A 13,605-nucleotide genomic window follows, 5' to 3' on the forward strand; every position below is an offset into this window, starting at 1 on the left:
AATTTGATTAGGAAATTATGAAAATTTCGTTAAAGCATTTTGAATATGTATTTACTGTATTCGCTATCCTGATTTATTCAGGGGGAATTGTACTTCTGATTCTCTCTGGAGGTGCAAATGAAAGTGATGTAGCAGTTAACTATAATACAGCCTTATTAACACTTATCAATTTATTGATTTATTTAATTACTATTGTATTACTAATTATTAGGTGGAAAAAAACCATATTCGCTTTTACAACAAATCGTTTTATTTGGATGTTGTTAATAGTTGCTGTGATGTCAGTGTTTTGGTCTTTTTCACCAGGAGATACCAAAAAAGATGTATTTAAACTGATTTGTTCCAGTTTGTTTGGAGTCTATTTCTCTACACGCTATACTCTGAAAGAACAAATACAAATATTAGGTGTAACTTTTGGTTTAGCTATTATCCTCAGCTTTCTATTTGCAGTGGGATTACCTAAATATGGAAAAATGGGTGGGGTTCATGCTGGTAAATGGCGGGGAATATTCATGCACAAAAATAATCTTGGTATACAAATGCTGTTCAGCTGTATGGTATTTTTAACCCTGGCTATGAATGCTAAGAAAAAAGCTTGGATTTACTGGTGTGGTTGTGGTTTATCTATACTTTTAATCTTACTTGCTGCTTCTACAGCCGCGTTAGTTAATTTAGTCATACTGATAGGTGTTTTCTTTGTTTTACGCTCCCTATGGTTGCCCTATTCCTTAATGATACCTACCATCATGGGTATATCGAGTTTAGGAACAATTTTTTTCGTATGGTTTAAAGAAAATGAGGATTTGATATTTGGTGCATTAGGTAAAGATTCTAACTTGAGTGGGAGAGGAGAGTTATGGGGTCATGTATATGACATGATTTGGAAACAACCTTGGTTGGGATATGGATATGGTGGTTTCTGGCATGGTTGGAATGGAGAGTCTGCCTACATTTGGTTTGCTGAACCCTGGACTCCCACCCATCCCCATAGTGGCTTTTTGGACTTGTGGCTAGATTTGGGTTTATTAGGACTTTCAATATTCTGGATGGGATTTGTAATTAGTTGTATTAGAGCGCTATTAATAGTGCGGTTAAATAAGTCGGAAGAAAATCTTTTTCCCACAATGATGATGATTTACTTAATATTAGCTAATTTAGCGGAAACAGCATTAATCGGGTCTGAGAATTGGATACTTTATATAGCATTTTCCTGTTCAACGGTAAGCTTATTAAATGAAAATAAATCTCAAAAAAAATTCAGAAAGTCAATTAAAAACACAGATTTTACGTACTTGACGGGAGGTGATAAAAATGAAAATCTTAATGCTAGGAGCTAGTTTACAACAAAATGGTGGTATAGCTACAGTTGAAAATCTGATCATTCAACATATTCCTAATGATGTTAAAATCCTGCATATTACTACTCATGCTGAGGGTTCTATTATTCATAGAATCATAATTTTTATTCAGGCTATTACTAAATTTTTAGGTCAAATTCTCACACAAAAAGTAGATGCTATACACATTCATCTTTCTGATGGAGGTAGCCTTGTCCGCAAAGCTATTTTAGTAATTTTATCTTTGCCATTTCATAAACCTGTCATTATGCACGCTCATGGGGCAGAATTTGAGATGAAATATCAAAAGTTTCCCCAATGTTTACAGAAAGGTTTAAGTTATATCTTGCAGCAATGTCAAGGTTTTATAGTCCTTTCAGAAACCTGGGAAAAATATTATATTGACAATCTTGGTTTAAATCCAAACCGGGTTTTTGTATTGCCTAACCCTACTGAATTACCTGCTCAAATTCCCCAGCGAAAAAATTCTCATCCCGTGAGTTTAGTTTTTTGTGGGCGAGTTGGTGAACGGAAAGGAGCATTTGATCTAATTACTGCCTTTGCTAATCTACCAGAAGATCAAAAAAAATCCGCTCAATTAACTTTAGCAGGAGATGGAGAGATAGAAAAAGCCCAACAATTAGCAGCAGAATTGAAGATTACAGAACAAGTAAATTTTTTAGGTTGGATTAATTCTCAACAACGAGAACAAATTTTAGCCAAGGCAGATATATTTATTTTACCTTCCTATAATGAAGGTTTACCAATGGCAATTTTAGAAGCTATGGCTTGGGGTTTACCGATTATTACCACACCAGTGGGTGGTATTCCTGAATTGGTAATTAATCAGCAAAATGGTTTATTAGTACAACCAGGCAATATTCAAGAATTATCAACAGCGATCGCATTATTAATTAAAGATGAAAAATTACGCAGGGATTTAGGTATAATTGCTAGAAATAATGTTGAACCCTATGACATCAATAATTACTGTCAGCATTTAGTTGATATATATTCTTCTTTATCAGAATTTCATAAAAGTAGAGGTATAAAATGAGAATTAACATCTGTGGCGTAGAAATTGATAAATATAACTTTGACGAAGTTGTCGAAAAAATCATCAATCATTGTTTAGCACAAGGTAAACCAGAATATGTTGTGACTCCTAACGCTATGCACATTCTTTCATTACAACAAGATGCTGATTTTCGTGATATTTATCGGCGGGCTTTTTTAGTAGTTCCCGATGGAGTATCTCTACTGTGGGCGGCTAAATTTTTGAAAACTCCCTTAAATGGTAGAGTTAATGGTACAGATTTATTTGAACAACTCTGTGCGATCGCATCTGAAAAAGGATTAAAAGTATTTTTACTTGGAGGTCGTCCAGGAGCGGCTGAAAAAGCCCAAGAAGTCCTGCAAAACAGACATCCTAATTTAGCAATTGTGGGTACTTATTGCCCTGAGTATGGGTTTGAAAATAGACCAGAAGAATTAGATTTGATCAACTCCAAAATTAAAGCTACTGCTCCTGATATCCTATTTGTAGGACTAGGCGCACCTAAACAAGAAAAATGGATCGCTAATCATTATTTATCCTTGCAAATACCCGTAAGCTTAGGTATTGGTGTCAGTTTTGAACTGGTTGCAAATATGGTGAACAGAGCGCCAGTTTGGATGCAAAAAGCTGGTTTAGAGTGGCTATTTCGTCTGTTAGTTGAACCTCAACGTCTATGGAAACGTTATGTATTAGGAAATCCTGCCTTTATTTGGTTGGTACTCAAACAACGCTTAGGAATGTCTAAATCATTTGCAAGTCAGGAGCTAAGGAATTGAAAATTAGTATTGGTATCCTCGCCTACAACGAGTTTAAAGAGATTCCCACTACCTTACGTTCTCTCTTTAATCAAAGTATATTTCAAGACCCCAACGCCAACATAGAAATAGAAATCATTGTAGTTCCTAACGGTTGTACAGATGATACAGCAACTATCTCCCAAACTACTTTACAAGAGTTAGAAAAATCCTCTCAAAATCCCTCTATTTCCTGGCGTATTTGTGAAGTAGAAGAAGCCGGTAAACCAAATGCTTGGAATCTTTACGTTCATCAATTTTCTTGTCCTGATGCTAACTATCTGTTCTTAATGGATGCAGATATTCAATTTCTGGAATCACAAACCCTCTATAGGATGATGCAAACTCTAGAAAATACTCCTGATGCTTGGGTATCTGTAGACAAATTAGTAAAAGACGTAGCTTTAAAACCACAAAAAAACCTCATGGAAAAATTGTCAGTAGCAGTTTCCGGTGTATCAGGTGCAAAATCAGCTTGGATTTGTGGACAACTTTACTGTACTCGTACCGATATTTTACGCAAAATTTGGATGCCTAAAGGTATTTTAGTTGAAGACGGTTTTTTGTGGAAAATGATTGTTACTGATCGCTTAACTTCTCCAGAAGTTCTGGAGCGAGTTGTGTTAACTGAGTCAGCTTCTCATGTCTTTGAAGCTTACACTCAAATCAATAGTTTATTACATCATGAATTGCGTCAAATAGTTGGTAATACTATTAACGATTTTATTTACACTCACTTACAGATAGATGATCATTCTAGTTCAGATGCCGGATCATTAATTAAGTTAAAAAATGAGGAAGATCCATCTTGGTTAGATAATTTAATTACTACCAATGTACAAAAAAATGGTTGGTGGACTATTCCTAACTGGTTGCTAATTCGCCGATTACAAAGCCTGAGTAACCGTCCTGTTCAGAAAGCAATTTTGTTATTTCCCGTATTTTTTATCGCTTTTTTATTAGATTTGCTCCTCTGTTGGCAAGCTAATTCACAATTCCACCAATGGGAAAGTAGTCGTTATCGGCAAAAAATAGCAATCAAACAATCTATACAAGTAACAAGTTAGTTGTGTAAGTAAAATGAAAATCAATCATTTATTAACTAGAAGACGCGCTCTTTACTTAGGATTGGGAAGTTTAGCTAGTATTGGTACTTTAGCAACTGGAAAATGGATTAGTGATTGGCAGGATAATCAAGTTATTGCAGCTAATCAAAATAGAAGTTTCCATGTAGTAGGAAGCACCCCTTTAAAAGAACGTGCTGCCAAGAAAGGTTTAATCTATGGTGCAGATTGCGGTAGCTTAGAATTACAGTCTCAAACAGAATTACAAGCTGCTGTAATTCAAGAATGTGCCATGTTAGTCCCAGGGTTTTTAAAATGGGATATGTTGCGTCCTCAACCCAATACCTTTGATTTTACTAGAGGTGATTGGTATATGAACTTTGCCCAAAAAAACCAGCTGTTGACGAGGGGACATACTTTAGTTTGGTATGAGTCCTTACCACGATGGTTTAAAGAAACAGTAAATAAACAAAATGCTCGGCAATTTTTAGAAGAACATATCAAAAGAGTTGCTGGTCGTTATGCCGGAAAAATGCACTCTTGGGATGTTGTCAATGAAGCTATTAATGTTCCCGATGGACTCGCCAATGGTTGGAGAAAATCACCTTGGTTAGAATTTTTAGGAACAGATTATATTGACTTGGCTTTTCGACTTACTGCTGAGGTTGATCCCCAAGCTTTGTTAGTTTATAACGACTATGGATTAGATTATGATACTCCCGAAGATGAAGCCAAAAGAACTGCTGTCTTAAAGTTATTAGAGCGCTTGAAATCTCAGGGAACACCAATTCATGCTTTTGGGATGCAATCTCATCTTTCCGCCCATGAAACTCGTTTTAATCCGCAAAAACTACGCAATTTTTTCCGTGATATTGCGAGTTTAGGTCTGAAAATAATGATTACGGAACTGGATGTGATAGATAGAAAATTACCTCAAGACATAGATATCCGCGATCGCATTGTCGCCAGTGTCTATGAAGATTATCTTTCCGTCGCTTTAGATGAAAAAGCTGTCATTGCCGTGATTACTTGGGGATTGAGCGATCGCTATACCTGGTTATCCGAATTTTATCCACGTGCTGATAAATTCCCTGTACGTCCTCTACCTTTAGATAATAAAATGCAGCGGAAGTTAGCTTGGAATGCTATAGCTCGTGCTTTTGATCATGCCCCCAAACGCTAAAAAGTAAAACATTACTAAGTAAAAATTCAGTATTCGGGAATTTATATAATTTCAATGTATAATATTTAGAATTAACATAGTCATTTTCACATGATATTCTTTGTTGATTTTAAGTACATACTTAATAATTAGTTGTTTGTCTAAAGATTTAGAATCTTACATATTAATATAAATAGGAAAAGAATATGGAATCTAGAGAATCTATAGATTTAGACCTTGGTAAATACTTATTAAGCGTCAAACGTCAATTAATACCTGCAATCACAGTATTTATAGCCACAGTAGTTTTAAGTGCGGCTGCAACTACTAGACTTAAACCATCCTACGAAGCTGGAGGAAAACTATTATTCAAAATTCCCTCTTTTAACGTAGTCGGATCTAATCTCATACCCAGTAACTCTGACGGAGGAGGAGATCTCAAGTCTTTAGTATCTAGTCAAAACCCTATTAGCACTCAAATTGAAGTAATTAATTCCCCATCGTTATTGCAAAAAACCATAGACGAACTAAAACTCAAAAATAGCACAGGTGAACCCCTCGAACCTTCCGAGCTAAAAAAAGCCTTAAAACTGAAAATTGTTGGCGGTACAGATGTACTGGAAATTACCTATAAAAGCCGCAAAGCTCAAGAAACAGCAGCAGTAGTCAATTCAATTATGAATGTCTACTTAAAAAATGATATTCTATCCAATCGGGCAGAAGCAGAAGCAACTCGCCAATTTATGGATAAACAACTCCCAAAAACTCAAAATGCAGTTCGCAGAGCCGAAGTAGACCTACGCAGATTTAAACAACAGAATAATATTGTAGACCTTTCAGAAGAAATCGTATCAGCAGTTAAAGTTATTGGTCTCATAGATGAGCAAATTAATAATGTCAAAGCTGAACTGGCTCAAGTAACAGCCCAAACGCAAGAACTAAATCAGCAATTGAATCTGACTTCTCAACAGGCTATAGCTATTAGCACCATCAGTCAATCTCGTGCCATACAAGGGATTTTGGCACAACTTCAAGATACTGAAAAACAATTAGCAATTGAACGTAGCCGCTTCTTGGATAATAACCCCTTAATTACCAGTTTAGAAGCAAAGATAGTTAGTTTAAATGATATCCTCGAACGACAAATTAGAGCCACAGTTGGTAATAAAATCAAAATTACTCCTGACATATTACAAATAGGTGAATTAAAACAACAATTAATCCAAGAGTTAATCCGATCTGAAGTGCAACGCTTAGGGTTAAATCAAAAATATTTATCTTTGCTCCAATCCCGCTCTACCTATCAACAAAGACTCAAAGTTATCCCTCAATTAGCAGAAACTCAGCGCGAATTAGAAAGAAAAGTAGAAGTAGCCCAATCTACCTATCAAACCCTGTTGAAAAAGGTGCAAGAATTACAAGTAGCAGAAAATAATAATACCGCTAATGCTCGGATTATTGTTAAAGCTACAATACCTGAGAAACCCGCAGGAGGGAAAAAACCCATCATTATTTTCATCGGATTTTTATTAGGAACTTTCTTTGGTACAAGCACTATTCTTTTACTAGAAATGAGAGATAGATCCCTAAAATCTCTACAAGAAGTTAGAGACATATTTGACTATACTTTATTAGGAATTTTTCCCTCATTATTTAAAAAATCTCTGTTTCGTCTGCCTAATTCAGAATCAACAACATCGGAAATTATTACTAAAGAAGCACCCCAATCTTTAACTAGCGAAATGTACCGCGTTACTCAAGCTAATATTAGACTCTTGAGTTCAGATAAAGTTATTAAGAGTCTTGTAGTTACCAGTTCTATTTCTAAAGAAGGTAAATCTACAGTTGCCGCTAATTTAGCTACAGCTATCTCTCAATTAGGACGAAAAGTTTTACTAATTGATGCAGATTTAAGAGTTCCCTCTCAACATCATCTTTGGCAGATTAATAGTTCACCAGGATTGAGCGAAGTCCTCGTTGGCCAAGCTAAATGTAGCACTTCTATCTCTAGGGTGATGGATAATCTTGATGTTTTAACCGCCGGTGTTAGACCTCCCAACCCCCTAGCTTTATTAGATTCTAAACGGATGGCTGCCCTAATTGCCAAATTATCATCTCACTATGATTTTGTGATTATTGACACTCCCCCTTTATTAGTTGGTGCGGATGCTGTAACTGTCAGTAAAATGACAGATGGTATTTTATTAGTAGCTCGGCCTGGTGTGATTGATTATAATAATGCTCGCACTGCTAAAGAGATGCTAAAACGCTCTAACTATAATGTTTTAGGTTTATTAGTTAATGGCATCATCGAAAAAAATGAACCTAATAATTACTTTTATAGTCCTCAAGAATATTATTCTGCTCCTAAAACTGTCACCAATACAGTCAGAATTAAGGTATAACCTCAATTCTGACTGTATTGGTATTGGTAAACTTCGCCGAATTTATAGACAAATATAGTCATATATAGTCATTAATCACACAGAAGTCAGCTAAAATCACTTATACAGCTTTTCTTGTGCAAAGAGAACTGAGCAAGAATTTTGTGCATTATCAGCCCGAAGATATGTTAGTATATATGGGCGAATATTTCCAGAAACCAGTTAGTGTATGCAAGTAGTCGAGCGGCATATCATTCAAAGAAATCATCCCCATTATCAGGAGATTGATAAATTGTGTTTTGCTGCCAAAAACCTCTACAATTATGCTAACTTTCACATTCGCCAAAGTTTCATCTTTGCTCAAAAATACCTCGATTACAATTGTTTAGCAAAACAATTAAAAGCGACAGAACCATACCAGTCCTTACCAGCGAAAGTTGCCCAACAAGTATTATTAGGACTACATCGCAACTGGTTAAGTTTTTTTGCAGCAATTAAAGCTTATGCCTCAGATAAATCTAAATTTTTAGGTAGACCCAAATTACCTAAATATAAACACAAAGAAAAAGGTAGACATTTATTAGTTTATACAGCCCAAGCAGTGAGTAAACCCAAAATGAAATCTGGGTTAATTCATCTGTCACAAACACAGATTCACATTCCTACAAAAGTAGATTATTGTTATCTAAATCAAGTAAGAATTGTCCCCAAGATTGACCATTATGTAGTAGAAGTTGTCTATGAAAAAGAGGAAACAGATTATGGTTTAGACCCTAATTCCATAGCAGCGATTGATTTAGGAATAGATAATCTAGCAACCTTAACATCAAACCAGCCGGGATTTACACCAGTTCTGGTTTCCGGGCGGATTATCAAATCAATTAATCGTTATTACAATCAAAGAAAAGCCAATTTACAATCTTTACTACCAAATCATCAAAAGACATCTAAACGACTACAAAGTTTAACTAAAAAACGGAATTTTCGAGTAGATGATTATCTGCATAAAGCCAGTCGCTTAATTATTAACCATTTAGTCAAGTGTGGGATTGGCACTTTAGTAATAGGTCAAAATTCCTTGTGGAAACAGAATGGGAATTTGGGCAGTAGAAATAATCAAAACTTTGTTTGTATTCCCCATACTCGATTTGTACAGCAGTTGAGTTATAAAGCGAAATTAGTAGGGATAAAGGTGTTAGTTTCTGAGGAGTCCTACACTTCTGTAGCTTCTTTTTTAGACCAAGATACTATTCCTACTTATGGCAAAGTTGACTCGAAAGAAGTGAAATTTAGTGGTCGCAGAATCAAAACTAAACTTTATAGAGCAGGTAATGGTTTATTGATTCATGCTGATGTCAATGGTAGTTTGAATATTTTACGAAAAGTAGTCCCGACAGCATTTAGTCTAGGGATAGAGGGCGTTGTAGTCCGCCCCGTCGGGGTTATTCCCGTCCAACGAAAGGCATGAGATATTTGTCTATGTTTTTTGGAACTATGATGCCATGAATACAGCATATTTCATTCTTATGAGGTACAAATCATAATAAAGAAACTCTTGTGGGGTGGGCATCTTGCCCGCCAATAATGTACCTCATTACACCGGAAAGTGCTGTATTTGATTTGATTCACCGAAGAGGTAGAGGGAAGGAGGCTTTCTACCGTGGAGCGAAGTACAAGCTCTGTTTGAGTTTTCCCCCTTGCTCTCTGCTCCCCTACCTCTGATGACAAGATCCTATTTTCCAGTGATTATACGATCGGTAAATGTAATGTCTTTACTTTTTTGTGCCAAGATGTAGCTGATACAGCAAACAATGAAATATTTGTTGTACCTCAAGGAAATAAAAGTGCTGTATGTAACACTAATTTACGTGCTAACCGTATAAATCAACTAGGGAGGCTTGAGATATTTAAACCTCATTTCTAGCCGATTTTGCCATTAGTGCATTGTTAACTTCTTGCAGACATAACCTAACAAAATAAGTACACCACATAGTTATTCCTATTAACTTAAAAGTATCCTCTATGATGGTAGAAGGAAGATCAGGAAGATTAAGACGTAAAATATCAATGTCAAGAATTATTGAAGACGCAAAACATACGAGTGAAAACAACAAAATCAAGTATTCTGTTGTCTGCAAAATCAATCTCCTGAAATTAATTAAAAGCATCAAGGCTAGTATTAAATAAACCATTAAAACTAATTTTTCAGGAATATGAAAGTATTTTGGAAAAACAACTTCATGAAATAGAAAACAATCATCTGTTAATAATAAAGTTGTGAACAAACCTGCATACAATAAGTACGCGCTATATCTTTTGGTTGCTTGTAATTGTTTTAATATTGCATAACTAAACAGACAAGTTGCCGCACAAACAGACCAAATTAAGATCCCAATATTAGAAAATAATCCTACGTACCAACTTATATTGAATACAGCATTTGCATCTCTAGTTAGTTCACGCAAATCTATATTAGTTGTCAAACTCACAACTACAAAAACCATAGATGCGGGAATAAGTGTCATCAAAAATGTTAGTACAGCGACTTTTATTTGATGAGTATATGCTGATGAATAAATGCTTAATTTTTGCATCTTTTATTAGATCCTTGTATCTAGTAGATTCATTAATGTTTTTAAGTAACTCAAAATTAAGCTATGGCAAAATGCAATTACCTTCTGAAAAAAGTATTGCTAATTTGCATAACCTAAGTTGTATACATGAAAAAATGGTATTGTATAACTGCGGGATGTTTTTTGAGTGTAGAGACGTTCCATGGAATGCCTCTACAAGGTTTTTAGATTTATGCAAAATCATTTTCATCCCTAAAATCAGCAAGGCCGAAAAAATTTACCGACGGTCATCAACTCGATATCCATCAGCGAAAATTTTTATGACATATATCTCAGTATTTTTGGAAGTAAGAATTATGATTTTGCCTGTTTATTTACTTCCTGTATGAAACTGTAAATGGTAAAAATCTTAATCTCCTAATTTATCTTTGTGATTTATTTTCGTTTGAGGTTAACGTTTGGTTAACAACGGTTTGTTAATTAAATCACATATAAAAATAATTTTCAATATTATTCATGTATTTATTTGTGAATTTTTATTTTTATAAACTTTGCCATCCAACTCTAATTTCAGATCAACAGATAAGCTTTAATATCTTCATAGTTAGCTTTTGAACGCACAAAAATGAAATTTACGGAAATCCTCAGCCAATTAGGTGATTTAATTAACAATCACAGTCTGACGACAAACCCAGAACTCAATCCAGAAATTACCGGAGTTGCTGCTATAGATGAAGCTAAAAACGGTAATCTCAGCTATGTAGAAGGTGCAAAATTTGCCTCTTTTATCAATTCTACTGATGCCAGTGCTTTAATTTTGCCCTTGGATGAAAAATTACAAACCCAAGCTACAGAAAAGGGTATTGCATGGTTAGCAACTCCCGAACCTCGGTTATTATTTGCTCAAGCGATCGCCCTATTTTATCGTCCCTATCAACCCACCGCAGATATTCATTCCAGCGCAGTTATCCACCCCACAGCCAAAATCGGTGAAAATGTTTATATTGGCGCTCATGTTGTCATTTCCCAAAATGTAGAAATTGGTGATGGTGTAATTATTCACCCCAACGTCGTTATTTATCCTGATGTGAAAATTGGCGATCGCACCACCTTACACGCCAACTGTAGCATCCATGAACGTACCCAAATCGGTGCAGAATGCGTAATTCATAGCGGTGCTGTCATCGGTGCAGAAGGCTTTGGTTTTGTTCCCACCCGCACAGGTTGGGTAAAAATGGAACAATCAGGTTATACAGTTTTAGAAGACCGGGTAGAAATTGGTTGTAACAGTGCTGTTGATCGTCCCGCTGTGGGAGAAACACGGATTGGTAAAGATACAAAAATAGATAATTTAGTGCAAATAGGACACGGTTGTCAAATAGGTTCAGGATGTGCTGTTGCCGGTCAAGCAGGAATGGCCGGAGGTGTCAAAGTAGGCAACCGCGTCATCTTAGCAGGACAGTCAGGCATAGCCAACCAGGTAACAATCGGAGATGGGGCGATCGCCTCCGCCCAAGCTGGTATACACAGCAACGTTGCCCCAGGAGAAATTGTTTCTGGAACTCCCGCTTTACCACACAAACTATATTTGAAGGTGTGTGCTGTTTATAGTCGTTTGCCAGATATGTATCAATCTTTGAAGGAATTAAAACGTCAGCTAGGGCAAAAGTAGATAATTAACTAGAAGTCTTGAGTGTTAACAGGGAAGCACTACTAATTTAAGTGGAGTTTCCCTTAAATATATGTTTATCTTATGTGCAGCATGAAAACATATACAGTGTAGGCTTTTAGCTATTACATTCCCAACTTTTCCAACACCGATTTTGTCGAAACAATATGTCTATCTAAACCCAACTTTTCAGGACTAATTCCCAAAGACAAAGCAATTAATTGCGGTAAATGTAAAACAGGTAAACCTAACTTCTTACCAATTACCTTTTCTACCTCTGGTTGCCGAGAATCCAAATTCAGATGACATAAAGGACAAGGTGTAACAATACAATCAGCACCACCTTCTATGGCTTCTTGAACGTGCATCCCAGCCATTTTAAAAGACTCATTAGTCGCATAACTAGAAAGAGGCCAACCACAACATTGAGTCCGTCCACGATAATATACAGGTGTTGCGCCTACAGCCCGAAATACATTTTCCATCGCCTCTGGTTTAAATGGATCATCATAGGTCATAGACTTTTGAGCGCGGAGCAAATAACAACCATAAAACGCTGCACATTTAAGACCAGTTAACTTACGGGTAACACGTTCCTTGATATTATCTAAACCATAATCTTGAACTAAAGCATAAAGAATATGTTTAACTTCCGTACTACCCCGATAGGGTGAACAACCTTCTTTTTCTAATAAACCATTAACTTGACTGACATAATCTGGTTTCGTTGTTTGACATTCCTTGAGACGTTCATCAACATGACCAATCACACCTTGACAAGTGCTACAGTGAGTCAAAAGAGGGAGATTTAACTCTTCTGCCAAAGCAATATTTCGGGCATTAACAGTATCTTCCAACAATAGGGAATCTTCCTTAAAAGTACCCGAACCACAACAAGCAGCTTTTTTCAATTCAATAAGTTCTATACCCAAAGCTTGAGTCAGTGACTGGGTAGACATATGTAATTCCCGACAAGCACCTTGAGCCACACAACCGGGATAGTAAGCGTATTTTAGAGTTTGAGATAGCATAAAATTATATTTGAATAAGAGCGATCGCTAGGCCACGAAAAATTCAACAGTTTGAATATCTCCAGTGAGTATAGCTTGAAAACGGTAGGGGGAGAGGGGGAGAGGGGGAGAAAAACTTTTCATTACCCATTACCCATTACCCATTCCCTAATAACTATACTCAGGAACACCCTTTCCGATAAGATGTATATGCTCAAAAAACATGACCGATAAAGAGCAAATCATAGCAATAGGTTAAGGACTTTCATCTATGAGTATTTTGGAAAAGGTTAAAGAAATTGTCTCCGAACAACTAGGAGTGGAGAAAGAAAAAGTCAAGCCTGAAGCCTCATTTACAGAGGATTTATCAGCTGACTCCCTCGATGTTGTGGAATTAGTCATGGCATTGGAAGAAGAATTTGGTATAGAAATTCCTGATGAAGATGCTGAAAAAATTCAGAAGGTTCAAGATGTAGTAGACTACATCAACAAAAAGCAAGGCTAATTAATCCACCCAAGACTTTGAAAGGCATGGGTATGGGTATTAGGGACTGG

The 13,605-nt window shown here is 36.1% G+C and carries 11 protein-coding genes; 9 read left to right on the forward strand and 2 right to left on the reverse strand.

The features are described 5' to 3' along the window. The first annotated feature begins 17 nt into the window (after positions 1–17). The 7 genes from WJM97_RS03615 (at position 18) to WJM97_RS03645 (ending at position 9,266) form a co-directional block, all read left to right on the forward strand. Positions 18–1,337 carry an O-antigen ligase family protein gene (locus WJM97_RS03615; protein WP_353931684.1) on the forward strand — a complete coding sequence of 440 codons (1,320 nt, stop codon included), beginning with the start codon at positions 18–20 and terminating at the stop codon, positions 1,335–1,337. Continuing rightward, entirely contained in the window at positions 1,312–2,394 is a 1,083-nt protein-coding gene (locus tag WJM97_RS03620; protein ID WP_353931685.1) for a glycosyltransferase family 4 protein, read from the forward strand. Before WJM97_RS03615 ends, WJM97_RS03620 begins: the two co-directional genes overlap by 26 nt. Beyond that, positions 2,391–3,170, forward strand: a complete 780-nt coding sequence (locus tag WJM97_RS03625) for a WecB/TagA/CpsF family glycosyltransferase (RefSeq protein WP_353931686.1) — start codon at positions 2,391–2,393, stop codon at positions 3,168–3,170. Before WJM97_RS03620 ends, WJM97_RS03625 begins: the two co-directional genes overlap by 4 nt. After that, positions 3,167–4,255: a glycosyltransferase family A protein gene (locus tag WJM97_RS03630; protein ID WP_353931687.1), complete on the forward strand. Its 1,089-nt coding sequence runs from the start codon at positions 3,167–3,169 to the stop codon at positions 4,253–4,255. Before WJM97_RS03625 ends, WJM97_RS03630 begins: the two co-directional genes overlap by 4 nt. A gap of 13 nt (positions 4,256–4,268) precedes the next feature. Further along, a complete protein-coding gene (locus tag WJM97_RS03635) occupies positions 4,269–5,435 on the forward strand; it encodes an endo-1,4-beta-xylanase (protein WP_353931688.1) in 1,167 nt (388 codons plus the stop codon). Positions 5,436–5,620: 185 nt separating this feature from the next. Continuing rightward, positions 5,621–7,819: a polysaccharide biosynthesis tyrosine autokinase gene (locus WJM97_RS03640; RefSeq protein ID WP_353931689.1), complete on the forward strand. Its 2,199-nt coding sequence runs from the start codon at positions 5,621–5,623 to the stop codon at positions 7,817–7,819. Between the two features lie 208 nt (positions 7,820–8,027). After that, the gene (locus WJM97_RS03645; protein WP_353931690.1) at positions 8,028–9,266 is read left to right on the forward strand and encodes a transposase; all 1,239 of its coding nucleotides are present in this window, start codon (positions 8,028–8,030) and stop codon (positions 9,264–9,266) included. A 439-nt stretch (positions 9,267–9,705) separates the two neighbouring features. Here the strand turns inward: WJM97_RS03645 and WJM97_RS03650 are convergent, their stop codons facing one another. Continuing rightward, complete coding sequence (locus WJM97_RS03650; protein ID WP_353931691.1) at positions 9,706–10,392, reverse strand: hypothetical protein; 687 nt, start codon at positions 10,390–10,392, stop codon at positions 9,706–9,708. 604 nt (positions 10,393–10,996) lie between these two features. Here WJM97_RS03650 and lpxD point away from each other — a divergent pair. After that, positions 10,997–12,043, forward strand: coding sequence for a UDP-3-O-(3-hydroxymyristoyl)glucosamine N-acyltransferase (lpxD, locus tag WJM97_RS03655; protein ID WP_353931692.1), 1,047 nt, complete (start codon positions 10,997–10,999; stop codon positions 12,041–12,043). A 122-nt stretch (positions 12,044–12,165) separates the two neighbouring features. On the opposite strand, the gene WJM97_RS03660 is transcribed toward lpxD, so the two are convergent. Beyond that, on the reverse strand, positions 12,166–13,071 hold the full coding sequence (locus WJM97_RS03660) for a CoB--CoM heterodisulfide reductase iron-sulfur subunit B family protein (protein ID WP_353931693.1): 906 nt from the start codon (positions 13,069–13,071) through the stop codon (positions 12,166–12,168). Between the two features lie 250 nt (positions 13,072–13,321). Between WJM97_RS03660 and acpP the strand changes: the two genes are divergently transcribed. Next, positions 13,322–13,555, forward strand: coding sequence for an acyl carrier protein (acpP, locus tag WJM97_RS03665; RefSeq protein WP_353931694.1), 234 nt, complete (start codon positions 13,322–13,324; stop codon positions 13,553–13,555). The last annotated feature ends 50 nt before the right edge of the window (positions 13,556–13,605 follow it).

Source organism: Okeanomitos corallinicola TIOX110 (assembly GCF_038050375.1).
Taxonomy (GTDB): Bacteria; Cyanobacteriota; Cyanobacteriia; order Cyanobacteriales; family Nostocaceae; genus Okeanomitos; species Okeanomitos corallinicola.

Excerpts from the sequence above, each read along its gene's own strand:
- WJM97_RS03650 (WP_353931691.1), bottom strand. The coding sequence starts at position 10,392 with ATGCAAAAATTAAGCATTTATTCATCAGCATATACTCATCAAATAAAA.
- WJM97_RS03615 (WP_353931684.1), top strand. The coding sequence starts at position 18 with ATGAAAATTTCGTTAAAGCATTTTGAATATGTATTTACTGTATTCGCT.
- WJM97_RS03640 (WP_353931689.1), top strand. The coding sequence starts at position 5,621 with ATGGAATCTAGAGAATCTATAGATTTAGACCTTGGTAAATACTTATTA.
- WJM97_RS03660 (WP_353931693.1), bottom strand. The coding sequence starts at position 13,071 with ATGCTATCTCAAACTCTAAAATACGCTTACTATCCCGGTTGTGTGGCT.
- acpP (WP_353931694.1), top strand. The coding sequence starts at position 13,322 with ATGAGTATTTTGGAAAAGGTTAAAGAAATTGTCTCCGAACAACTAGGA.
- lpxD (WP_353931692.1), top strand. The coding sequence starts at position 10,997 with ATGAAATTTACGGAAATCCTCAGCCAATTAGGTGATTTAATTAACAAT.
- WJM97_RS03625 (WP_353931686.1), top strand. The coding sequence starts at position 2,391 with ATGAGAATTAACATCTGTGGCGTAGAAATTGATAAATATAACTTTGAC.
- WJM97_RS03635 (WP_353931688.1), top strand. The coding sequence starts at position 4,269 with ATGAAAATCAATCATTTATTAACTAGAAGACGCGCTCTTTACTTAGGA.
- WJM97_RS03645 (WP_353931690.1), top strand. The coding sequence starts at position 8,028 with ATGCAAGTAGTCGAGCGGCATATCATTCAAAGAAATCATCCCCATTAT.
- WJM97_RS03620 (WP_353931685.1), top strand. The coding sequence starts at position 1,312 with ATGAAAATCTTAATGCTAGGAGCTAGTTTACAACAAAATGGTGGTATA.